Below are 25891 nucleotides of genomic sequence, written 5' to 3'. Positions count from 1 at the left end.
ATGACTTTATATTTTGTTACATTTTTATTTTGTGCGTAAATTTACTGTGCCTTCCCAAAATTTCTATTTTTTAAGAATTACATCATGTGCAACAATGTCTTTCTTGATACCAGTGAAGCAATTTACGAATTGATAATCTTGAATTATATTGTGCAATATGAATAATTGCTGAAAATACCAGACCCAAAAAATAATGATTAAGATGATTTTTTGTCGTACTCAAAAACTTGCACAATATCTCGTGAAAATATTCAATAGATATCCAAGTAGAAAGATAAATAAATTAAACAGAGTAAAAGAGCAAGAACAAACACAAGAAACAGAAACAACAAGTTGGATCGAAGATTTTGATGAAAGGGAAAAAAATTGGCGATAGCTAAAATTATTTTTATTTATTTTCATTTATTTTCTATATTTGAGAAATCAACAAAGAATATATAACAGTTGTAAATCTTCAAACAAAAATACCCAACTTTTACTAGAAGTCGGGTATATGATCAATAATTTGTTCAGAATTTACAGATGATTACTTTTTTAGGGGATGAGGAAAAACATCAAAATCAAATATTTTCCTCTTTTCCCGATTTTTATGTACTCCTAACTCATCTGAATAAAACCAGACTCAATTAAGAAAGCTGAATATACCATAAACAACTTCGAGTCAATAGGTGGACAGACAATATTACTACCCGCTAGTGCTTTAAGTGTCGCATCACAGCTAATAAATGGTCGTTTTGCCTTCAAATATAAATCAGGAATTGTGATTTGTTCTTTTGACCAACGTTCGAGTAAAAATGGTCGTAATGTGTATAGAGGATTGTCAGGAGAACTGATATTAACTAACTGATTTTGCCATTCTTCATAGGGAATAACTTCTACTGCAAAACCAAATTTACTTACCCAATTTACCAATTCTTTTAATGGAACAGGTTGTGGATGTTGTAAATTAAAAGCTTTACCTAGAGATTCTTTTTGTAGTGATAGATGAACAATTGATTTACTCACATAATCCACAGGAGACATATCCATCATGTAATCTACATCAGGGAAAGTTCCTATTTGCAGGCAACCTTTAACCATCAAATTAATAAAATCATCAGTATTGCCAACCCCAGTTTCGCTATGTCCAGAAATTAACGGAGGGCGATGAATAGTAATTGGCAGTCCTCTTTCTCCAGCTATTTTTACTAGCTTTTCAGCTACCCATTTAGTCTGTGAATAACCGAGGAAAATTCCTTCCCAATGGTTAAAATCATCATCTTCTTTGACAACTTTACCTGCATAGGCAGGAGATTCAAACACCGCAACGCTGGAAACATAATGCATGGGTTTTACTTTAATCATACTTGCCAACCGTAAAACCTCTTGAGTACCCAAAACATTTGCAGCTTTGAGGGCTGAATAAGGGTACACATAATTCAATGTGGCAGCACTGTGATAGACAGCATCCATATTTGCAGCCAGCATTTCAAAAGCTTCTTGACTAATACCTAAAAGTGGCTGCGACAAATCACCTAAAATGGGGATAATTCTAGATTCAAAACTATCTTCCCAAATTCCATATTTTTCTAAATTATTTTTGACTTTATTTTTGCCAGCATGAAGATTTGCAGCACGTACTAAGCAGTAAACATCTGCATTTGTCTGCTTTAATAATTCATAAATAATGAATGCCCCTAAAAACCCAGTTGCACCTGTTAGAAATACATTATCGGGTGTAGAAGTAAAAGCAAAATAAGATGAAGCTGGATAAATTCTAGGATCAAGAACGGCTTCTGCTTGTAAATTCAATGTTGGACTAGATTTACTGGCAGCATTTGTATCTTGAACTTCGGATGTATTTTCTTCACAATCTTCAGCTAAACGTTGTGCTAAAGCTTCAATAGTTGGATAGTGCCATAACAATACAGGAGACACTTCTACACCAAGCATTTTTTCGGCTTGTGTCACTAAAACCATTGCTCGTGATGAATCTAAACCATAACTTTCTAAAGGTTGTTGAACATCAATTGTATCCGGTTCAACTGCTAGTAACTCAGCAAGCTTTTTCACCATCCACTCTTGAATATCTTCGGCTGTCTCTAATTTTTTAGGAACTATCATTTACCTACCTCTAAAATGTAAGCTAATCAGGAATTATTTTGAGTACAAAATGCAAAGGAATAATTTATTTATCTTCAAGTCTGCAAGCAAGATAAATATTGACGTTATTTCCGCTAAGGCATACTAGCTAATTAAGTAATTTTAATTAAATAGTAATTAGGAATGAATACCTTAGAATTTTTTCTGCGATCGCAATTCAATATTTGAATATCTTCACAACTTTATTGGCTACAAGTATCATTGCAAAACTTGATTACTTTGAGAGACTTGAGAAGTCAGAAAAATATTATTAATGCTTCTGACCTCCAAATTGTAAATTCTAGCTTCACCAATTATAAAGTCGAACTTGTTGGATAATACTGAGAATAAAATCCATGAACTTGTAAGCCTTGAATTTTTAAACTTTGAATTCGGTATAAATAGGCTGAACCATTCATAATCTGATTTGCAACATCCACAACACGGCGATTTTTGGGTTCTGCTAAATATGAGCCGCGTACCCAGTCATTAAAACCACCCATTGCTGGACCACACCAAATTTGATAATCCACTTCACGCCCTTTTTCACCAGAGTTAGACCATCGTGAAGATAATCCTAAATACCATCTAAAAATTAAAGCCATTTTGAATTTGGGATTATTAACAGCTTTAGCTAATTTTTCTGGGTTCCTCTGTGATAAATATGTTACTGTCCCTTCCCAAACTTCAGCAATAGTCTTACGAAAAACCTGTTTTTCTAACTTTTCACGTTCTGCTAAGGGAATCGCTTCTATGGAGTCATATGCTCGATATAATTCATACAATTTTTGCGCCCGCATCGGGAACATTGTCCCACGTTTTAAAACTTGTAATTTGACTCCCATTTCAAACATATCTGCCGCAGGTGCCATCATGACATCAGCCATTTCTGCCTGTGCAAGTAGTTGTTTAGTATGTTCGCAACTCCCTGATTCTATACAGGATTGATTAATTGAACCAGTAACTATATATGCTGCACCCATCATAAATCCAGCTAATGCCGATCGCGGTTCCGCAATTCCACCGGCAACACCAACACGAATTGGTTTTTTATAGTTATATTGTGTCTGAATTTCATCACGTAAAGCTAACATTGAAGGTAGCAAAGATACCAATGGTCTATTATCAGTATGACCACCGGAATCTGCTTCTACGGTAATATCATCAGCCATTGGTACTTTCTCAGCTAATGATGCTTGAAACTCGGTAATTAAGCCTTGATCAATCAGTTGTTTGAGTAAACGTTGTGGTGCTGGTTGGAGAAATTTACTTGCTACTTCTCGACGAGAAACCTTAGCAATTACTTTATTTTTAATTTCAATTTCATTACTCGAATTTAATCCTAATCCAGCAACTCGGTAATAAACAATATTAGGAGTTAAATCTAAAAATGCTGATGCTTCAACAACTCGCACCCCATATTTTAGATACAAATCAACAGCACGACGTTCAATAGCTGGTTCGTTCGGACTATGAATTAAATTAAATGCGTAAGGTTCGTTAGGTAATGCTGTTTGGATACAATTAATTGCGGCTTCGAGTCTTTCTGGAGGTAAACCACCTGCACCAAAGGAACCGAGAATTTTCGCTTTTCCGAGGGCAATTATCATTTCTTCTGAGGCAATTCCACCTGCCATTGCACCAGTTGAATAGGCATATCTGACACCATAATCTGCTAAAAAATTTGGGTCGCCTAAGTTTTGTGTGGATAGAGGTGCAACTGTTGCTAATAATTCAACTTGCCCATTTTTCCCATTTTCTGTAGGACAAATATAACCATCATTAGTAACACCAATGTTACCATCAACTCTAACTATATAACAAGGTTTATTTAAAGTTAATAATTTATCTTTGATACTATGACGATCAAAAGAGATGCAATCGAGCGAACCTTTCCATATTTGGTTTTGGTAAAAGGAAAAGTTGGGAAAACTAAGACCATTTTCTTGTGAATTTACCACCGTACCAACAGTTCTCACTGATTTATTCCTCGAATATTTTCAAAACGCAGAGGGAAGAAGGAGAGGAGGGAAAATATTCCCCCATTCTCTTGACTATCAATTCACAATTAACCAATCTCTATTCACGCAATAAGTTTTCTGCACAAGCTAGTTGTAATTGGATAATTTCACTAATTTGCTTGCTATATTCTTGACGGTTATTTAAGAAGGATGCGTGATTTTGGATAACACTAAAATTATTAGTATTTAACTTGTCTAAGTGCAATTTACTAATGTGGGAGTGATAATTTTTGGCTGCGATTTTTTGTGTAGCTACTGGTATCTGTGAAAAAGGTTCTGGATTTGGTTTGGCTGTTCCAGATAACTCTTCAAATTCTAGAGGAATGCTGGAATTCAAACTGTTATTCGTGACCTTTTTCATGGGTAATTCCTCTTGCTTTTTAATGCTTGGTTGTGGATTGATAAAATTAGTTTTAGTTACTTTGTTACTGACTTTTGCTGATTCGATTGATAAGTTTTGGAAGATTTGCCTATTTTCTGGCGTGAGTATTTTGTCTGTGATTGCATCTCCGCCAATGGCAACAGTTTTCATATTAGTTTTACTGGATTTACTACTGACTTTTGTTGTTGAGTAAAGGGGTGCTAAATTGAGAGGTACTTGATGACTGAGAAGTTTGGCTAAGGCTCTCACAATCGAGGTATGGTCATCTACTCCCCGACGATTTAAGGGTATGGTAATGTGGGGTTTATTCTCTAGAGTTTTGTCAATCCAACGCGAACAAATGTTACCGGAACCTGTTTCTAGAAAAATTCTGGCTCCGTCGTTATAAACTTGGTTAATGAGACGGGGGAAATCGAGAGGTTCACACAAACATTTGGCGATACTATGGGCAATGCGATCGCATTCTAATTCGATTGGTTGATATTCTGCGGAGGAATAGAATTTGACTCCGAGTATATTTACGGTTGGCAATGTATTAACTCTGGCTATCTCTCCGTATTCGGAACGCATTGCTTCGTTATGGATGGCGTGGTTGAAGGGAGCGCGAAAGGCATTACAGCCAAGGGATTTAATCACGCGATCGCATCCTTGGGTATCTCCAGCAATGACGACTTCTTCGGGTGTATTAATTTGGGTGAGGTAAACGCGAGGTTCGTTTTTCAATGCTTCCCGAACTTTGTCGGCTTCTGCCATTAATAGGTAGGTACTCCAGAAGCTATCATCTCCTGTATGGTGTACTGTTGGCATTCCCCAATATTCCCGCACCGCATTTTTTGCTCCTGAGACTCTGTCTCCAAATAAGGGGGAGGTATGAAAGGCATTAATACCTTTGCTAAAGTCACTCCAAACCCCTGTTGATGACATCATGCTGGTTTCTCCCAAGCTATAACCAAATACATATTTGGGTTTGACTTGGAAATCGTCGCGGATAATTGTTGTAATTAACCGCGCAAAAGCCATGTCGGTTTCAAAAATTGCTAGGGAGTCTTCTAGGAGTTGTTTTTCGAGGTTTTCGAGTTGACGAGTGGAAAGTTTGTTGAGGCTGCGGGGAAAAACGAGACGGGAAACGTCGGCGACAACGCTGTACAAGCTCTTTAGGGCTGCGTCTTCATGCACTCGTGGAAATAAGCGGAACAGATTACGTCCAATGCCAATATATGAGTTGACGGCAGCAGGATAAATGTATGCGACTTGACTATCTTTACCTAAGGGTTTGGGAGTGAAGTAACTACCTAGTGGTGTTAGCCAGTCTTCTCCCGTAGCAAACGCTTTGGTAATTCCTTTGACTGCATTATCGATTTCTTTTGTTAGTTCAGTTTTATTACGTCCAACTATTGCGAGGATATAGTCTGAATTTTCCCTGGTTTGGAATGTACTAAAAGTCTGACTGGCAACTTGGTTGAGGTGAGAATCCTGAGTAATCAGATTTTGCAAGTTTTCTAGTTGGGTAAGCAAATCTGGTAAATTATTACCCCCAACTGGAAATAGATGGAATGGTGTCTGCTGCAAATATTGGCTCTGACGCTCTACCTGTTCCACTTCTTCTGATAAGATTAGATGAGCATAAGTGCCGTTGATACTCATACCATTGATGGCTGCCACACGTTTTTTGGCATCTTTACCCAAAAACCACGGTCGTGATTCGGAAGCAACGTAAAATGGACTACCTTGCCACACTGCTGGATTTTTGACACCAGTCCATTTGGGTGTACCGGGAATATATCGATAATATAGGCACAATGCTGTTTTGATTAAGCTGGCGATTCCCGATGCTGTATAAGTATGACCAATGTTAGATTTAACGCTACCAATCGCACAACTCAATCCATTCTTTCCCACCGGATAAGCTTGTAGCAATCCCGTAATTTCCGCATCATCTTCGGGAGTGACACCACTACCATATACTTCAATATATTCCACATCGTTAGCTTGGACATTTGCCGTTTGTAAGGCTGATGTGCAAACTTGATATACCTGCGATGCATCAGGAGTCACCAGGGATTTGTCTAATTTATCTAAACTATTCCCAGTTGTATATTGCTGGCTAAAGCTAATTGCATCAACTACCGAATAAATCCGTTCTTGATTCGCTTTGGCGACATCGTGACGCTTCAACACCACTGCCCCAGCACCCTCACCAACATTCCAACCATTGGCTTTTTGATCGAAACTCAGTGTTTTCGCACCTGTATTCATTGGTGCAAGTTGATTTCGTAATAAAATATGTTCCAAACTACCCGCTAAATCCACAGCACCAACTAACACTGCATCAACTTCCCCAGTTGTCAGCATATTCTGGGCAATTTCTAATACCCTAAATGTTGAGTTTTCACCATCTGTAACAGTGAATGTTGGTCCCGATAAATCCCATAATGCAGAAATCCGACTTGCCATAATATTGGCAATGTAGCTGACATACTCACTCGTCTCCACCGGGTTGTGAATCCCATCTTTGACAACTGTTTGCAATTGAGCAACCTTCTCCGCAGGTAGGGCAATTTCCCCGGCAAGCAAACCTTCTTTAATCTGCCAATCTAAATTCCAACGCTGCTGTAGCTGGTGAACCGACAACTCGGTTTCAGTGGCAACTAACACTGCAACATTACTACCTTCCTTAATACCTGCATCTTGTAAAGCTCTGTCAGCAACTTTCAATAATAATAATTGTTGCGGATTCAACTTTGCCAATTCATTGGGTGGAATTTTGTAAGCTAATGTATCGACATCAAAGTTTTGCAGATATGCTCCCTGGGGTGCATTACCTTCCGGCAGCCCGTACTGCTTAAGTAAATCTGCTTGCTTTTCTACACCATGCCAACGTTCTGCTGGTAAAGGCACAAAATGCTGTGTTCCGTCGTAAATACTGCGTTCAAAGGCATCCAAACCATTACAATTGCCAAAAAAAGCATCCATCCCCACGATCGCCATTTTAGTGGGTGTCAGTGGTTCTTCGGCATAGGTTGGGTGCGTAGTCATACCTTGCTCTAAAATTATATGTGCATTAGTACCACCAAATCCAAATGCACTCACCGCAGCCCGCTTCACGGGTGCTTTACTTGACCAGTTAGTGGCACTACGGACAATATTTTTCGGAGAAATAACGTTGTTTCCTGTTCCCAGGGGTTCTTTAATGTTAATAGTAGCTGGGATAACCCCTTTAGACATGCTGAGAAGCACCTTAGTTAACCCCACAGCACCCGCAGCAGTTAAAAGATGTCCTATATTTGCCTTCACGGAACCAACTAGGGGCGAGGCTTGATGTTTACCAAAAAAGGTTTCAATGGAATTAAATTCGGTTGTATCACCAAGTAAAGTGCCTGTAGCATGACACTCCATATAATCAATATTTTTCGGACTGAGATTTGCCTCTGCGTAAGCACGTTCAAAAGCAAGAACTTGTCCTTTTGAGTTGGGACTAAGTAAATGCTTGCCTCGTCCATCATTGGAAAGTCCATTTCCAGCGACAACTGCATAGATTCTATCCCCATCCCTAACTGCATCGCTGTAACGCTTTAAGACAAAGACTCCCGCACCCTCAGCCGTGATTAATCCTCGTGATGATTTATCAAGCGGACGGCTAATATCGTTATTTTCGGGATATCCTTGAATGCTAGAAAATAGCATTCGCAAAAACAATGGATCAGATGCACTAATGCCACCAGCCAACATCATATCTGCCTTATGTGTCCAGAGATAATGGGATGCTAGACGGATGGAATATAAAGGTGATGAACAAGCTGCGTCAATACAGTAATGAATATCTGATAATGCTAGTGCTTGGGCAATAATTGCGGCTGGCAAACCCGATATCATCGCATTATGATTGGAGGGGCTATTGCTAGCAGGTAAATTTGCTAAATCAAAATCATTTTGTTGTAGTAATTCGCGAACTGGAGGTGTGAGAATTTGCTGATAAATTGGCGCAAATAGTTGATTTGATGATTTCGTGGGTAAAGATAAAGTGCCTAAAATTACTCCACACTTGGCGAGAATTTCGGGATTTGTTAAATAGCCAGATTGTCGTAAAGCTTGCTGGGCTACATATAGTGACCATTTGAAGGTATTATCGAGACTTTCTAAAAAATCAGCAGGTAGTTTATAACCTTTAGCATCAAATTTAAAATCCCGAATAAATGAGCCTTTTAAGGAGTAAATTTTATCTGGCTGACCTTTTTTAGAATCGAAAAAAATATTAGGTTCTACTCCCATCTCCTCAGCAGTAATTGTTGAGGTGGAATCTTTTTGAGCGATAAGATTATGCCAAAATTCATCAGGGTTTTTGGCATCAGGAAATAAACATGAATATCCGATAATTGCAATCTTTTCCACGGTATAATTTGAGATAATGAGTGAGGAGTTAATAATTCGGAATTACAGCATTGCCTATTTATATTTATGGATATACTGTTTCAGTCGCAGTATGTTTCCAATCAAATGCTTTTTCTGGAGTGACGAAGTTGGTAGTTACATTTAAGCTGTCATGTCCAGAATTTGGGATAAATAGCAAACTAAATCTTAGCCCAATAGTTTTGGTAAAATAATACCTTTGGTTCCTAACAAACGTGAGAAAATATTACCTTCTTGGTCATGAACTATGAAATTAGCACTAATACCCGTTGTCGTCTTTTGTTGAATTTCACAAGAAACATAATACAGTTGATTTACAGGTGTTCTGGCAAATTGTTCATATCTTTCCATTTGTCCAGGCAGGCAAATTTGTTGATGGAAATGATATAGCCAAATCCATAATGGATGAGTGCTTAAATCAGTGGCATAGGGATTCATCCAATCAACTGGAAATTGTCCTTGCTGCTTAAAACTAATTGGTTTCCAAAAACATTCAGCAGTGATTTTTTCAGGACTAATATTGACTATGCGCTTCATTTCTTGGAATGAAGCACCATGAAATAATGATGATGGCTCTTGTTGATAAAATTCTTTACCACGTAACGAGATGATATGATCTGCTTCGAGGTTAAGATTCTCGTATATGGGTGCTGCGGGAATTTCCCGGACTAATTTAGGATTGGCGCTGAAATGAAATACTGGCTTACCAGCAGCATTGTAGCTGAAAATTTTTGCTTGTAATTCTACTTCTTGTCCGTCAATTTTCGATATTTCTTGTAATTCAACAATATGTTCGCTGGCAAGATTTTCATTAAAAGTAATACCCTTCAAAACTCTAAAATTGCTAGCGCAGAAAAAACGATATCCTGGGTATAAATGTTCGCAAGTATCTGCAATCCAAGATACAGCACAAGTCGCAGGTAAAACCAAATTTCCAGCAATTGTATGATCAGCTAAAAACGGGTTTGCTTCCGCTTGGAGACGACGACGTACCCGATATGTGCGTAACTCATTACCCAGAGGTGCGGGCGGTAAAATCATGGGACTGCCAATAACTACCTGAGTCGTATCTTGATGGGCTGGGTTGAGTTCATTTACCAACATCTGCGTACCCGCATCTACAGGAATAATATCAATACCTCGACGGGCAAATTCCTTTTTGAGTTCGGGTGTCACCATGCCGCTATCCCAACCACCCCAGTTAATGGCAACAACATGACATTCAGGATGCTGCTGTTTGAGCAAATGGGCTGATTTGTTCAGGATTTCATTAGCGATCGCATAATCCGATTGTCCAATATTGCCATAAAATCCGGTCACGGAGGAGAACAAAACTAAATGTTCTAGTTGACTTGCAGGAACACAATTAAGTAAATTCTCTAGTCCTTGGACTTTTGCGGTATAAACTTTTTCAAAATCATCGGCAGTTTTCTTTTCAATCAGCTTATCGGCTAAATTCCCCGCACCATGAATAATTCCCGTAACTTTACCCAGTTTACTGGTGGCTTGGTGTAATTGTGCTTTTAATACTTCAATATTGGTGACATCTACGCTTAAATATTCAGCATAACCACCAGCTTGTTTTATTGCTGCTAATGTTTGTTGGATTTCACGATTAGAAGCGATTTGATTGTACATTTTTTGGACACTCATTGGTGTTGGTTTTGTACCAGTAGCCAAGAGGTATTCCATGATACGTTTTTTTAATGTCGCTTCATCAAAACAATTTTTTGCAAATTCTGGTTCGCTGGCGATTAATTCCGAACGTCCGAGGAGAATAAACTTGCAAGGATATTTTTGGGCTAATTTGATTGTACATTTGGCAGTAATTCCTTTGGCTCCGCCGCTAACAACAAATACGGATTCGTTGTGGATATGACTTTTAATTGGCATAGCTTTTAATTAAGATATTTGAGTTTTCTGAGCAAATTAAGAGCAATGTATTGAGGATATATTTATCACTATTCAGTTAAATCTGAAGAAAAGATGATGGGAATAAATAGACCGCAGAGACTAGTACAATCATCATGTAATTTAATTTACAAGAGTCCCAAGCTCTGAGTTTGATAATTAAGTAAATCAGACCTTTCCCGGCGACTATTGCCATTATCATCAATATCATCGCCGCGATTGGAATTTCTCATGGATAGCGACACAAAAATGAAAAATGCTATCATAATAATGGCTGCGATCGCAATTAAATTACTATTGCTATTGCTATTGCTATTGCTACTACTATTATGATTACGGCTACTACTACTATTACTACTAGCAATACTTGTATTGCTGCCTCCAAAATCTCCTAAACGAACATCACCTAAGTCTTTTTTATCAGATGACAACCAAATAGAATATTGATAAGTCCTATATCCTGAAGCCTCAACCGATATTTCACCCCGGACATCCTTCGCTTTATCAGGATTAACTTGAAAACGATAAATTCCTTCTAAATCAGTGTAAGAAACAAGAGAGATTTCATCAGTATTTAATGAAACTTTCGCTCCCCGAATCGGTGCTTGTTTTTCATAGTCAATCACGCGACCGATATAGTTTATTGTATTTTTTTTTGCCATATTTAAATTTGAGAATTGGGTGATGGGGATAAGGAGACGGGAGACACAGGACGTGTTTTCCCACTCTCCCTCTCTGCGTCCCTCTGACTACCTACCTCCTTTAGCTATCAGCGTTACTCTTCCTTGAGTTCCGTACGCGACTTCAGTAAGGTGACGATTAGAATCGTGTAATTCGGCAATAATGTGTTTTGCTGATGTTTCCGCGTCGCAGGAAGGGCTAATATCGATCGCTCGACAAAATACGTGAGACCATTCCCAAATCATGGTTTTAGTTAACCCAAATAAACCAGCAGCGATCGCACCATAATTAGTTGGATGTCCATTTACTTGATGTCCAAGTCCGAAAGCTCCATCCAGACGGGCTACTGTACAGAAACAACTGCGCCCTTGTAATCCGGCTTCGTTGAGGGATTTTTTCAAGTGTTTGGCAATTAAAAACACCTGTTTGACAATTGCTTTTTCTTCTGTGCTGTAAAACAGACCATTTCCATTCGGAGCTTGAAAGACTGGATGGATGTGAATAAATGCACCGACAGAACCGTACTGATTTTTTATTGTCTCCAGTTGTGCTTGCAAATGTGCTTCGCTCATTTCTGTCAGTGCTACCCGTTCGACACCCGCAGGTAAAGTGGATTTGTTGGCGGAGATTACAGCCGGAAAGTTCAAGACTACGACTTTCCATCCTTGTGCAGTTAAGCTGCTAGCAACTTTTGCTGTTGTCTCAGAACCATCATCGGTAATTAAAGCCACATAACCTTCAGCAAGTTGGAAATCCAGCCAATCTGGCTGATTGAGGATTTGGATATGGGCGGGGAGTCTGGGAATCCCCGTATCTAAATCTATATCCAAATCTACATCGACATCACCAAAAACACTTACATCGGTTGGTCGGTCAAGCGGATCAAATTGAGGCTTTTTTTTTTCACCCCCAGCAAGTTGCTGGAGATATTGAGCGATTTGACCAATTGTCCGCAGTTCGGCGATTTCCTCCATGTTATCGGGTTTTGGCAAGTCGGGGAATGCTTCTTGCAATGCTCCCATAATCTCAACTCGTTTGATGGAGTCAATTCCTAAATCTGCTTCCATATCCATGTCGAGTTCGAGCATTTCGACTGGATAACCTGTTTTTTCGCTGGTGATAGCCAGTAATGCTTGGTCGATATTTTCGACATCAACAGTGGTTACTTCTGTATTTGTGGCATTTGTGGCGATCGTGGGAACTTCAATTTCTACATTTGTAGTTGGAATTAAAGTTGGAATTAAAGTTGGAATTAAAGTTGAAACTTGGGTTGCCACTGGTGCTGCAACTTGAGGAGCAGGAGCTTCTGCAATTACGCCTGTGACGGCAGGAGAGATATCTGCGTTATTTTGTACTGTTGGGCGAGAATTATTTGATTGCAGATATTCGACAATTTGACCGATGGTGCGTTTTTCACCCAATTCTTCCAGATTTGGTTGAGGTAACTCTGGGTAGATTTCTTGCAATCCTCCCAAGATTTCTACTCGTTTAATTGAGTCAATCCCCAAGTCAGCTTCCATATCCATGTCGAGTTCAAGCATTTCGACTGGATAACCTGTTTTTTCGCTGGTGATGGCAAGTAATCTGTCGCTTAAGTCGGATAAGTCAACTGTGCTAGTTAAAGGTGTGGTAATTGCAACTTCGGTTGTGTCGGCAACTGCTGTTTTGGCAACTACAGGTTGCTCAATTACTGTTTCCTTAACTACTGGTTGCACTGGTGCGGAAGAAACACCATGATTCAAAGATTCAATGGTAGGTTCAACAGTTGAAACTTTTGCGACTTCTGGTACTGGTACAGCAGGGGAAGCTGGTGTTATGGGTAAGATTTCAACAACTTTATTGGTAGTTTTAACTGCCGTGTGAGTAACAGGTGTAGATGTAACTAGCTTTTCTACTGCTGGAGAACTGGAATTTTCGACACTTGGTGAAGTTGTTAACAATCCAGGAACTTCAGCATTAACCAATTCCCCAGAAATAATCTGCGTATACTCTTGCTGGATAACTTGAAAAAAGTTCTTGGTGTATTCAACTTGATGCTGAAGATACTGTTCATGAATCCGCAGGGTTTCACCTTGTTGCGAGTGAAATTGCATCATGCTGCGTTCTAAGCTTTCCATCACCAGAGGTTTGGTAGGATTAGTAGCATCAAAGTTCGCAAACAATGCATTTTGTTGCTGCATCAGTTGGAAAAATGTTTGTGCGTATTCCTGCTGATGATTTAGATACAATCCGTGAACTTGTAAATTTTCACTTTGATTTTTTTGAAATTGTGCCAGGACGTACTCTAAGCTTTCTAAAACCCGTTGGTAGTAAGCTAGATTGTTAGATGTAGGTTGCATTTGTGACTGTCTTGCTGGTTGAGTAACAGGTGGGACAGATTTCTCTGGTTCTAAATTCTGAGTGTTAATCTGAATATTGGTTACTAAATTCGACTTCAGTTCAGAATTACCATTTTTACTGCCATTCGTATGGTTTGACGTAAAAGTTGCTGGTTTTGATTCTTGATGCGAACCTGACACAGTTGATGGGGAATTTGATGTGAGATTTGGTTTGACACCGTTACTAGTAATGCTGGTAGTTTCAACTGTTGAGTGATGACCATTACTAGAGTTAACTGAGGGATTCGCAGAGATTGACATGCTAGAGGTTTTCAATAGTTGCTTTTCAGAGTCAATGTTGCCAATTGGTCGTGTTTCTTCGATTACTTGTTCTGGAGTGGGAAGAATTTGACCTAGGGGTTGAACTTTATATCCATCTTGCAGCGCTTGTTCCCAGGCTTTTTTAGTTTTTTCGGAGATGTGGTTAGCACCGTTTAGACGAATATTTAAGCTTTTGCTGGTCTTAGTTGGAGGTAAAGTGAGTGGTACTTGGTAAGGGTCGAGGTTTTTGAGGGGCAACCCCGCTACGCGCAATTGTACAACAGCTTCGCGCAAAGTGCGATCGCTATTTTTCTGGCTGCTACCGTTGAGAGCAACAGCAATGTGGGGACGATTTCCCAAAATATCTTTAACTAGGTTGGTAAGAACCTTACGGGGACCAAATTCAACGAAGCAATAACCACCAGCACCGTAGATATTTTCGATTTCCTGTTTAAATAGTACGGAACTCGCCAGGTGAGTTTCCAGGATGCGTTGAATTGCTTGCGGTTCCTGAGGATAAGCATTACCCGTAACGTTGCTATAGATGGGAATTTTGGGTGCTTGGAAATTGGCGTTACGTAAGGCGATCGTAAATGATTTTTGGGCGAAGGCAATTAACGATGTATGGAAGGCAGCAGATACAGGTAGTAATATCGCTGTATAGCCTTGGTCTTGCAAAGTTTGCCGCACTTGATGAATATCAGCCGTAGGACCAGCTAAAACCACCTGATTTTGAGAATTATAATTAGCAACAGTAACGCGAGGATAATTCTTAATCGCCGCTTCAACTTTGCTCAAATCCTCTCTGACAGCCAACATTGCCCCTGCGTCGTAGTCGGGGTCTTGCGGTGGTGACATTGCCTGCCCCCGTGCCTTCACCAACAGGCTGTAATCTTCATCACTGAATACACCAGCAGCCCACAATGCCGTTAGTTCGCCAAAACTATGTCCAGCCACAAAATCTGACTTAAAGCCAGCTTGCTGCAAAATTTTGTACATTCCTGCACTCAACATCCCAATTGCAGGTTGAGCATATTCGGTACATTGCAATGCGGCAATTTGAGCATTTTTCTCCATCTCATCAAACACTGGATGGGGGAAAACAACTTCCGAAAGCGGAGCGCAATTATCCTTGAGCAACAGACTATCCATGTAGCCAAACATCTGCTGCATTTCCGGGAAATTCATCACTAAATCCCGTCCCATTTCCAGGTATTGTGAACCTTGCCCAGAGAACAAAGCTACAACTTTACCACCCAATTCCATCCCGCTTTGACGGTAGAAAATGCCTTGAGGGTGTTCCCAAACTGGCAACGATGATTTGGTTCGCAATAATTCCAGCGCTATTTGCAACAACTTACAAGCTTCGGTTCTCGACTCTGCGACAAATCCAACTCTTGCAGCATTCAGAGGAATTTCTTTAACTTTACATTCCTCAATTAGTTCCAAATAATTTTTGTGCCCAGCATCGGATTGTAACTTTGCTAACACTTCTTCGCATCGACTTTGCAACAATGCGGTATTGGGAGCAAATAGAAGTATTGCTGAAGGTGTGCTGTGAAGACGATAAGGAGTAGGATTAGCTGTTGGAGCTACATATTCTTCCAAAATAACGTGGAAATTAGTACCACCAAATCCAAAGGAACTGACACCTGCACGTCTTGGTGCTTCATGCTCTGCCCGAATCCAAGGACGGGTTTCGGTATTTAGGTAAAATGGCGAATTTTTAATATTCAGTTTAGGGTTTGGTTCGGTAATATTAATCGTCGCTGGTAAAACCTTATGATGCAATGCCAGCGCCATTTTAATCAAACTAGCAGACCCCGCAGCCGCTTTGGTATGTCCAATTTGGGATTTCACACTACCTAAAGCAATATATTGCTTTCTGGTATTATCGTCACCAAAGAATTCTCGCAGCGATGCAAACTCAGTTGGATCACCTGCCATGGTTCCAGTTCCATGGGCTTCTACTAAGCCAACGGTGGCAGGATTAATCCCAGCATCGTTGTAAGCACGTTGTAAAGCTTTGACTTGTCCTTCTTGACGGGGTGCATAAATACTCTTGTAGCGTCCATCACTGGATGTTCCAATACCACGAATTACTGCGTAGATTTTGTCCCCATCTCGTTGGGCATCTTCCAAACGTTTCAAGACAATCATACCGATGCCTTCACCCAACATCATCCCATCAGACTTAGCATCGAATGGTTGTACCTTGTCACCAGGGGAAACTGCCGGAGTTTTACTAAAGGAAATATACGCCATGATGGAGTTATCAGTATCTACTCCACCCGTGAGCATCATATCGCTACGATGTTCGATTAATTCGCTGATTGCCATTTTCAAGGCGGCAAATGAACTTGCACAAGCGGCATCAACTACACAGTTAGTACCCCCAAAATTGAGGCGATTCGCAATTCGTCCAGCAACAACATTCGCGAGCATACCGGGGAAAGCGTTTTCATCCCACTTAACGTAGGCGCTTTTGAACTTGCTAATAATTTTCTGGGTGTCCTCGTCAGATAAACCGCTATTTTTGAGTACCTTTTCCCATACTGGATATTCCAAGCGTGCAGCTAAAGGCATTGCAAGTTGTTTTCCGGAAGCAACACCAAGAATTACACCGACATTTTCGCGATTAAATTCGCGGGATGTGCTGTAGCCAGCATCTTCCATCGCTTCTGTAGCAACCACCAAACTCAGTAACTGCGACACATCAGTTACTTCTAAAATGTTTGGTGGCAAACCAAATTCCATCGGGTTAAAATCAACATAAGGAATAAACCCACCCCGCTTGCAATATGTTTTGTCTTCCTGAGTGCGCGGGTTGGGGTCATAATAATCATCGACGTTCCAATGCGAGTCTGGAATATCAGTAATACAGTCAACTTTATTAATAATATTTTCCCAATATTCACGCAGAGTTCTCGCTTGGGGAAAGAGGTTTGCCATTCCAATAATCGCAATCGGATTATCTTGCAATTGCCTGTTCATCTTGTTGATTGACATAGGTTTGTCCGACATCCTCTTTTTCTCCTCAATTAAGTTGAATAATGCCTGTTCACAATTGTTTATTTGGTCTTCTAATTGCGATAAAGCAGTATCGATCCAAGAAGCAGACATAGGCTAATCTTTGGTAGTGTTGATGACGAGAAGTTGGTGAAGAGAAGTTGTCAGGAGAGGTTTCCTCTAGGTAAACTCAGGGGGACGCTTTTCTTTCACAAAACTTCGGATGAAGATATGGTAATTTCTGTTACCAACCAAAAATGAGCTATATGTTCTTGACAGCAGCTATTTACTTGCAGTAATCAAAGGTTTGTGCGTTATTTAATTAGTGTCAGTTGTTAATAAGTTAATAGTTAACAGTTAATTTTTAGAGTTTTGTAGGGTGAGTATTACCCACCCTTCGCTAATCACTAATAATATGGAAGAACTAATACTGAATAACTAATACCTATTAACCAATACCTATTAACTAATAATTAACGTTTTTAATCATTTCAGCGATGTCAAAGCAATATTAATATCATTTTAGTCTAAAAAATGCCACAGATTTATCAGTTGAGGTGTCGGAAATTTATTGCTTGTGATTCCCCTAAACTACATCTGTAAATAGCTTCAAACAAAATGATAAGACTGCCAATATTGCTACATTACTGATGATTCTTGATACTGTGGTGATAGGTCAATGACATTGTTGAAACTAGTAAAATAATCTTGTAATGCACTAGCTGCTTGACCAGTAAACTCAATCCATTCGTTGTGGTACAGATTTTGAGAAATTGATTCTAATTGAAATAATGGAAACTTGGGAGTAGCTATTAAGACAGAAACGCTTTTTTCGCCAGAGCTAGTCCTACTATCTAATTTTACTGCGGCAACATAACTTGTGTTAATTACAACGTTCTGTATCTTGATAAATGCCATAGCTAATTTAGCGTCCAAGATAATATAATTTAAAGTTTTTGACAAACCTAAGTCTGACAAATCTGTTACAAACACACCCCTGTCGATCGCACTCTTTGAAATCTCTAGAAACATCAGCCGAATTTTTGCCATATTATCCAGCGATCGCGATAATTTGGCTGTTGTTCGTGCTTGCAGGATGAATAGATTATGATGCTCTGGATGCAGTAGCTAGGAGCTTAACTGCTTAGGAACTTCATAATTACTTCAAACACTAACATATCTATGAATTTTCGGATAAGAGCTTCAAGTTTTTTAGGGATTTGATGCATAATTAATAATGTAAATGTAAAGAGAAATAAAACAGTATATAAAGTTACGGTTAATCAGCCATAAATAAGAATTAAATTTGTTATCTGTATACGTTTTTTTAGTAGTTGTTGGGATAGTTTTTTTTGTTGTTAAATTTGTTTTTTGGAAAAATAGCTTACAGATAACTAAAAAGCCCGATTTCTATGGAAATCGGGCTTTTTAATCTTGTTTTTTGGTTTAGAAATAAAGAAATATGTAGGGATACATACACATTGACTTAAAACTAAGTCGATTTCTTGCCATCCCCAGTTGTCAGCATATGACTTTACTCCCAAGGAAAGTCAAGCTACGCCCTCAGAGAATATAGTGTTTCTCAGTAGAGTAATATACAGTTTTTAAGCAAGAATCTTGTCAGTAAAAATGGCACAAATAACTATGCCCAAAAACCTAAATTATTTTTCTTGCTTGTTTAGAAGTTAAACTTTGCCAACGCTGAATCCCACGATGAATTAATTCGGGATTTTCGTCACCAATAAAACATGTACGTCCTAAGCGATCGCAAGCAATGAGAATTTCGCCATGTCCCATGAATGGAGATATCACAAAACTATTAGGATGACTGTACATATTTAACAAATAGCTAATAATTCCTTCAATACCTTCAACATTGATGATATTTTCTGGCTTGGGAATTGGGTGATGGGAAAAAATACTGACATAGATGTTATTTAAAATAAATTCGTACTGAAATGGCATTTGATGGCTGCTACAAAAATTATTCACATGTCCCGGAGAACGCAATACTGCTACAACCCTAGCTTCGTTGATGAGGTAATCATGTTCCCAAAAGCTTGATAAAGTGGCGATCGCCAGTGCCGCATCGGAAGGTAGAAGGTTGATAAATTGTTTACCTGCTGTATTCCCGCAGTAAACTAGATGCTTGTTTAACATCCATTTTTCACCAGGTTCAACCCCTGTCTGATTCTTCGCCACGATGGGTTTCCCATTTTTGATGGGTTCTGATATTAGTGCCTCTTTTTTAGGTATTGGTTTGGTAATTTTTTTCGGATAGCTATTCCGTGGTTTATCCTGGGATATCGCACTTTGAAAGGCTTGTAATTGCAACTCTTTTTGCTTTTCTCTAGCTTGCTTGGCTAAAGAAGCTTGGTATTCGGCTTCCACTTTATCACCTTTTTGCATTGCGGCTTCAAAGGCTTTTTCAGCTGTTTCGGCTTGTGTACGTTCAAAGTTGCCAATTCGGGCGATTTTGAGTTGGATAGTGCGACTTTTGCTCAAAGATGTGCCAATTATTTTTTGTTTGACATCGGGGTGAATATCTCTGGCTATTTGCTTCCCTTGCTGGAAAGAACGCTCACTATAGCCAAAACCTTTTGCCAGTTCTAAAGTCGTTTTTGGAGGTGGTGAATTAATTTCACCACCTGTGATGCTAATTTTGGCAGTGTGTTGGTTGTCACCTGGCTTGAAGCGTAAACCCATGCGTCCTAAAATGCGATCGCGTTCTAACCAGAGTTCGTATCTTTCTAAAGGTTCGAGTTCGTTACGGATAAAGTTCTCGTCAATTTCTGCGAGTCTGGCTTGATCGGCATCTTCATAATTGACGATTTTGCATTCGATTTGGTCGAATCCTAGCAACCTACAAGCGGTGAGTCGATGTAATCCCGCAATCAAATTAAATTTGCGATCGACTGTAATTGGGTTCAATAAACCATTGGCGCGAATTGACTGCATTAGTTCGACAACTTTGTCGTCTTTGATGGGACGACGGTTAGAGCCAATATTAATACGATCAATAAATACTGCTAGCACCGTCGGCATAATGATTATTTCTCCTCCTAGTGCCCAGTGAAATCATTAACAATACGATATACCCAAGGTATTTCATGAGTATTATAAATAACCCTAAGTCTTATGAAAATTCTAGTTGACATGTCTATTTTTTTGAGAATTCCAGTTGACTTATGAATTGAAGCTGAACTGCCGCTTAAAAATCGAGAGTAGATTTATTATCAGAGCATTTTTTCGATGCAGCAAGTAGCTATATATTACAAATATACCGAATCAAAGCACCCACTAAATTGACTATTGGGAAACGAAAACAAACAAAATTGTACAATTATGTTCGCTGTTGACATTTCTTCCCCGTTAATATGTACATGGATAACTATTAAGACCTGAGACTGATATTTTTAGCATCTTGTTCCCTATGTTATTTTTCACTAAATTTCGATTTTGGGGCAACCCAAAATCATGCAAATCCAATAAAATTGCTGTAAGTATTTTCATTCTGCTGACAAAACTAGATAACGTGGTTACTTGTTATCTACATGCATTGAAACCATCATTGCAAAACTATGGCATTTCTTCAGAAATATTTGGAATCGTAGTTTAAGTTCTGTAGTTTATGTGACTTTTATCGGAAATTGTCGTGAATAAAGTGAAATTAAGGGTTGCTAATATTTTATAATTCCAGTTTGAATTGACAATTACTGTATCCAAATATGATTACTTGACAAAAGTAAACTTATTTGCCATATTTGAATGTAAGTTGACTCAATAAGTTTTTCATCACGCATCGTTGTATTTCAAAAAATAAATTTGTCACCAAATTAATGCTGAGTCAGTGAAATTTGGCTAGGTTAAATTTGCACATTTTTATTGGATAATATTGTTAAATTTAGAGTCTAGTTATAGCCTAAATTTGGGTGTACATTTACAATGTTAATGACAGCAAAACTCTACAATTGCAGTCATTATCTCAATACTTAGTACAAACTTGCATAAGTTCATAATTAATTTTTGAACAAAGACTCTGCGTAATCACCAAATGTGATGCTTAATGAAAGCCACGGCTGAAACTTGTTTCTGTAATTACTTATACATAGCTAACGGCAAACTGCTTCTTTATCCTAAATTCTCGAAACATCACATACAGAAAAATATACAAGCTCCAATATAAAGTATCAAAATAAAAACTTGAGCAAAATTACACAAGTAGTCAAGTTTTTAAATGCTGCGAATCTTCGCGAAAGTCAATATTAATAAATTTATACAGTGGGGCTAATTCTTTGCGTACATTATTGGGATAGAAATATGACCGTAGATAACGATAGTCAATTTTATACATCAAAATCAAACCCACGTTGGCGAATAATTGTTGCTGTATCGGTGGGGTTAGTGGCGGCGTTGATATCTATTTACAGTTTGACAAGGCATCAAGCATCAGTTCACAAAGAAACTGCAAAAGCGGCAAAAACGATTCCTGCCAGAGTTGCCGTGACAGCATTAGGGCGGATAGAACCTCAAGGAGAAGTGCGACGCTTATCAGCACCAAGTTCCTTAAGTGGTGTACGAGTGGAAAATATTCTCGTCAAAGAAGGTGAAACTGTTCGCACAGGGCAAGTTGTGGCATGGCTAGAAGGATATGCCAGAAGTGCTGCTGCACTTCAGCAAGCCATTGACAGAGTGAGCGTCGCACGGGCAAAACTACAGCAAACGAAAGCGGGAGCAAAAACAGGGGATATTAACGCTCAAAAAGCGACTATTTCTAGATTACAAGCCCAAGTTAAAGGTGAAGTAGCAGCCCAACAAGCAACAATAGCTCGATTGCAAGCACAGTTAAATAATGCTCGTACGGAAAATAATCGCTATCAGCAGCTATATAAACAGGGTGCTGTTGCTGCATCAATTGCTGATGATAAACGCTTGCAGTTACAGACAGTCGAACAACAAATTCGTGAAGCTCAGGCGGGGCTAACTCGTACAGTTGCCACCTTAAAAGATCAAATCAAAGAGGCAGAAGCGAAGTTAGCAAGTTTGAGTGAAGTCCGTCCAGTTGATATTCAATTAGCTGAAGCAGAAGTCCAGAGTGCTATGAGCGCAGTCAAACAATCACAAGCAGAACATGAGTTGACGTATATTAAATCTCCAGTAAACTCCAAAATTCTGAAAATACATGCCAAATCAGGAGAAGTTATCGGTAGTAATGGCATAGTTGAACTGGGTACTACCTCGCAAATGTATGTAGTCGCTGAAGTTTATCAAACCGATATTGAGAAAGTACGTATCGGACAAAAAGCAATTATTAGTAGCACTGCATTTAGCGGCAAAATCCAGGGAACTGTACACAATATTGGATTACAAGTCGAGCGTCAGAGTATTCTTAGTGTCAACCCTTCTGCCGATACAGATCGCAGAGTCGTTGAAGTGAAAATTCGGATAGACAATCCTAGTGATAGTCAAAGAGTTGCAGGTTTAACCAATTTACAAGTAGATGTTGCAATTAACATCTAACTTTAATTATTAACATTGAAATATCAGCAATACCACTTGATTTTAGGTTCGCAAAATTTGGTTTAGATTATCCATAATCACAAATCACAAATCTAAAATCACAAATCCCAAATTGGTATTACACTTCACACCCAATTTTGGAAGACTGAATTATGGTTTTTAAAACTCCCCTAGCTTGGCTGCAACTAATTCAACAAAAAGGACGTTTTAGCGTAGCTGTTGCTGGCATGGCTTTTATTGTACTACTAATGTTCGTACAATTGGGCTTTCAAGATGCACTTTATTCTAGCGCCACATCGGTACATCAAAGTTTGCGTGGTGATTTATTTCTTGTCAGTTCTCAATATAAAGCTCTCACATCTAATCAAAGTTTCCCACGTACTAGTTTATATCAAGTATTGGGATTTGATGATGTGGAATCTGTAAGTCCGATGTATCTAGAATTTGCCAAGTTTAAAAATCCAGATACAGGAGAAAAATATCCAATATATGTAATTGGATTTGAACCAGGTAAATCTATTATTAATTTACCCGAAGTAGAGAATAATCTCGATAAACTAAAAATACCAGATGTCATCTTATTTGATAGAGATTCCCGTACTTATTTCGGTGATATAGTCAAAAACCTTGATCAAGGACAAACTGAGCAAGTAGTTGAGGTATTTCCATTCAATAATTCAACTGGTTACAGAGTGAGAATTGCTGGTTTATTTAGTATTGGTCCCTCCTTTGGGGTTGATGGAAATTTGATTGTCAGTGATACAACGTTTAGACGAATTTTCCCGAATCGATCGCCAGATAGAGTAGATATCGGTGTTATTTCCCTTAAACCTGGTGCAAATCCAGAAAAAGTGGTGGAAAATATTCGCAAAAATCTTACTAATGATGTGACAATTTTCACCTATAAAGGATTTAGCAATTATGAGAAGAAATACTGGGCTGCCAGAACTCCGATAGGCTTTATTCTGAACCTGATGTTGACGATGGGTTCAATAGTTGGAGTTGTGATTGTTTATCAAATTCTCTACAGTAATATCTCCAGTCAATTTGTTGCTTATGCAACATTGAAAGCTATTGGTTATGAAAACAATTACTTATTAATTGTTGTATTTCAGCAAGCTTTAATCTTAGCAATATTAGGTTATATTCCTGGGTTTATCTTTTCATTAGGATTATACGACTTTGCAATGGATACAACTAAGCTACCAATCATGATGACTTTTCAGAATGCAGTAGTTGTCTTTGTTTCTGCAATTTTGATGTGTATTATTTCTGGAGTTTTAGCAATTAATAAACTCCGTTCTGCTGACCCTGCTGATATTTTTTAATAGTTTTGGCACTAATAATTAACTATTAACTAGTACAGTACGGCGGAAATGAAGCAACCATTCTCAAATGACAAAAAGCTTCTTAAATAAGCTTTATTCCTTCTGCCTTCACGTACTAGCTACTTGGCAATTTACAACTCACCACAAACCATTTCTAAAAATAATGAGTATTCAAAATCAAACTCTGTTAATCACAGGAATTAATGAATTTGTTGGATTACGGGCTGCGGAACTAGCAATTGCACGAGGTTTCAAAGTTAAAGGCTTGCAAACAGTTGCCGAGAACAATCAAGAATTAGAGAAATTAGGAATTGAGCTAATTATTGGTAGTATCAATGATAGTGCGATCGCTCAAAAAGCCTGTCAAGGTGTAGATATTGTTTTACATACAGTTGAAATTGCCAAAGAAGGTGGAAAGCTCCAAGATTTTCGGAAAGTGAATGTAGATGGGACTGCAAATATAGCTAATGCAGCTAAAAAAGCAGGTGTAAAGACTTTTGTCCATCTATCTAGTGTTTTGGTTTATGGATTTGATTACATCAATAAAATTACTGAAGACGAACCACTAGCTAATGAAAAAAATCCCTACTGCCAAACCAAAATTGAAGCAGAGGCGACTATTTTGAAGCATAATTCTCCACCAGAATTTGGCGTTATTATCATACGTGCTGGTGATATTTATGGTTCTGGAAGCATTCCTTGGGTAATTCGTCCTCTTTCACTCATGCGTCAAAATTTATTTGCTTTTGTTAACGATGGCAAAGGAGTTATGAACCATGTATATATCGATAATCTTGTGGATGCTATTTTTCTTGCTATTGAAAAACAAACCTATGGTCAAATATTTAATATCACAGATGGAGGTGAGACTAGTTGGAAAGAATACTTTACTCAACTTGCAGAAATCGCAAATTTAGCGCCTCCTTTTTCATTATCAAAAGACGAAATCAAATTATTTCTCCGCGTCCGGTGTCAAGGACAAAAACTATTTCGGAAAGAAGCAGATATATTACCTGAATCGGTTGATTTTATGTCCCGTCCCTATGCTTACTCCCTTGCAAAAGCGAAAAAAATCTTAAATTATGAGCCAAAAATAAATCTTGAGCAAGGTATGCGTTTGATTAAGGAATCATTACCATGCGAATAATAATTCGCAGCTATTAGTTTTTTTCAATAATTAAGAAGAATAGAGAATATTTTTCTTAATTATTAACTTAAATTTTTGTTTTCTCGCTCAATCGAAATCTCAATTTTGTCAACAAAAAAATATTGCAACGACATTAAATTGACTTGTAGGAAAAATCAGATGAAACTAACACCGATATTTTGGAGTCTTTTGGGTTTGACAACTGTAGCCAGTATTCACTTTGGCACACAATTAAATGTTATGGCAAATGCGAAATCTCATGCAACACTCACAGTTGTGGTAGATGGATTACAATCGCAGCGTGGACAGATTTGTTTTAGAGTTTTTTCTGGCGATCGGGGATTTCCTAATGGTAATGAGAGTGAGGTAAAAAGTGCTTGTACCAAAATTACAGGCAATTCCGTTCAACAACAGTTTAAAGGTTTAAAACCTGGGACTTATGCAGTTGGCGTAATTGCTGATGAAAACGGAGATGAAAAATTGAATACTGACTGGTTAGGTATTCCAAAAGAAGGTTTTGGTATCTCTCTCAATCCTAAAGTTTCTGTGACAACAGGTACACCAAAATTTAGTGATGCGAGTTTTCCAGTGAAAAAAGATACAACTATTAATATTCAAATGAAATATTCCCTTGATTCATAAATTCAATCAACATATATAGTGAGGTAGAAAGGGAGGAAAAATTTATGTAGGGATGTATTATGTTTATAGATAATATTTGAGTA

General features: G+C 38.5%; 12 protein-coding genes. 4 read left to right on the top strand and 8 right to left on the bottom strand.

The window, feature by feature from the left end:
• Positions 1-597: 597 nt before the first annotated feature.
• The 8 genes from VB733_RS17835 to VB733_RS17800 all read right to left on the bottom strand — a co-directional run bounded on the left by VB733_RS17835 (position 598) and on the right by VB733_RS17800 (position 20216).
• A complete protein-coding gene (locus VB733_RS17835; protein ID WP_323341406.1) occupies positions 598-2103 on the bottom strand; it encodes a thioester reductase domain-containing protein in 1506 nt (501 codons plus the stop codon).
• Between the two features lie 332 nt (positions 2104-2435).
• Positions 2436-4100: a PfaD family polyunsaturated fatty acid/polyketide biosynthesis protein gene (locus VB733_RS17830; protein WP_323341405.1), complete on the bottom strand. Its 1665-nt coding sequence runs from the start codon at positions 4098-4100 to the stop codon at positions 2436-2438.
• A 100-nt stretch (positions 4101-4200) separates the two neighbouring features.
• A complete protein-coding gene (locus tag VB733_RS17825; RefSeq protein WP_323341404.1) occupies positions 4201-8913 on the bottom strand; it encodes a PfaB family protein in 4713 nt (1570 codons plus the stop codon).
• Positions 8914-9099: 186 nt separating this feature from the next.
• Positions 9100-10824 (bottom strand): SDR family NAD(P)-dependent oxidoreductase, encoded by a 1725-nt coding sequence (locus tag VB733_RS17820; RefSeq protein ID WP_323341403.1) that lies wholly within the window; start codon positions 10822-10824, stop codon positions 9100-9102.
• A gap of 146 nt (positions 10825-10970) precedes the next feature.
• Entirely contained in the window at positions 10971-11504 is a 534-nt protein-coding gene (locus VB733_RS17815) for a carboxypeptidase regulatory-like domain-containing protein (RefSeq protein WP_323341402.1), read from the bottom strand.
• A gap of 87 nt (positions 11505-11591) precedes the next feature.
• Positions 11592-17285: a polyketide synthase gene (locus tag VB733_RS17810; RefSeq protein WP_323341401.1), complete on the bottom strand. Its 5694-nt coding sequence runs from the start codon at positions 17283-17285 to the stop codon at positions 11592-11594.
• A 525-nt stretch (positions 17286-17810) separates the two neighbouring features.
• On the bottom strand, positions 17811-18089 hold the full coding sequence (locus tag VB733_RS17805) for a hypothetical protein (protein ID WP_096618488.1): 279 nt from the start codon (positions 18087-18089) through the stop codon (positions 17811-17813).
• A 738-nt stretch (positions 18090-18827) separates the two neighbouring features.
• Positions 18828-20216, bottom strand: coding sequence for a ParB N-terminal domain-containing protein (locus tag VB733_RS17800; protein ID WP_323341400.1), 1389 nt, complete (start codon positions 20214-20216; stop codon positions 18828-18830).
• A 1275-nt stretch (positions 20217-21491) separates the two neighbouring features.
• On the opposite strand from VB733_RS17800, the gene VB733_RS17795 reads away from it, so the two are divergent.
• The 4 genes from VB733_RS17795 to VB733_RS17780 all read left to right on the top strand — a co-directional run bounded on the left by VB733_RS17795 (position 21492) and on the right by VB733_RS17780 (position 25808).
• On the top strand, positions 21492-22691 hold the full coding sequence (locus VB733_RS17795) for an ABC exporter membrane fusion protein (RefSeq protein ID WP_323341399.1): 1200 nt from the start codon (positions 21492-21494) through the stop codon (positions 22689-22691).
• A gap of 152 nt (positions 22692-22843) precedes the next feature.
• Positions 22844-24019: an ABC transporter permease DevC gene (devC, locus tag VB733_RS17790; protein WP_323341398.1), complete on the top strand. Its 1176-nt coding sequence runs from the start codon at positions 22844-22846 to the stop codon at positions 24017-24019.
• Positions 24020-24182: 163 nt separating this feature from the next.
• Positions 24183-25166, top strand: coding sequence for an NAD(P)-dependent oxidoreductase (locus tag VB733_RS17785; RefSeq protein WP_323341397.1), 984 nt, complete (start codon positions 24183-24185; stop codon positions 25164-25166).
• Between the two features lie 159 nt (positions 25167-25325).
• Entirely contained in the window at positions 25326-25808 is a 483-nt protein-coding gene (locus tag VB733_RS17780; RefSeq protein ID WP_323341396.1) for a DUF2141 domain-containing protein, read from the top strand.
• Positions 25809-25891: the final 83 nt, after the last annotated feature.

The organism is Calothrix sp. UHCC 0171 (assembly GCF_034931845.1).
Lineage (GTDB): Bacteria > Cyanobacteriota > Cyanobacteriia > Cyanobacteriales > Nostocaceae > Brunnivagina.
The sequence above is the reverse complement of the archived record's forward strand: the minus strand, read 5'-3'. Positions and strand labels throughout refer to the sequence as shown.

Coding starts and splice junctions, on each gene's coding strand:
- VB733_RS17835 (WP_323341406.1), bottom strand. CDS start 2,103: ATGATAGTTCCTAAAAAATTAGAGACAGCCGAAGATATTCAAGAGTGG.
- VB733_RS17820 (WP_323341403.1), bottom strand. CDS start 10,824: ATGCCAATTAAAAGTCATATCCACAACGAATCCGTATTTGTTGTTAGC.
- VB733_RS17815 (WP_323341402.1), bottom strand. CDS start 11,504: ATGGCAAAAAAAAATACAATAAACTATATCGGTCGCGTGATTGACTAT.
- VB733_RS17810 (WP_323341401.1), bottom strand. CDS start 17,285: ATGTCTGCTTCTTGGATCGATACTGCTTTATCGCAATTAGAAGACCAA.
- VB733_RS17805 (WP_096618488.1), bottom strand. CDS start 18,089: ATGGCATTTATCAAGATACAGAACGTTGTAATTAACACAAGTTATGTT.
- VB733_RS17800 (WP_323341400.1), bottom strand. CDS start 20,216: ATGCCGACGGTGCTAGCAGTATTTATTGATCGTATTAATATTGGCTCT.
- VB733_RS17795 (WP_323341399.1), top strand. CDS start 21,492: ATGACCGTAGATAACGATAGTCAATTTTATACATCAAAATCAAACCCA.
- devC (WP_323341398.1), top strand. CDS start 22,844: ATGGTTTTTAAAACTCCCCTAGCTTGGCTGCAACTAATTCAACAAAAA.
- VB733_RS17785 (WP_323341397.1), top strand. CDS start 24,183: ATGAGTATTCAAAATCAAACTCTGTTAATCACAGGAATTAATGAATTT.
- VB733_RS17780 (WP_323341396.1), top strand. CDS start 25,326: ATGAAACTAACACCGATATTTTGGAGTCTTTTGGGTTTGACAACTGTA.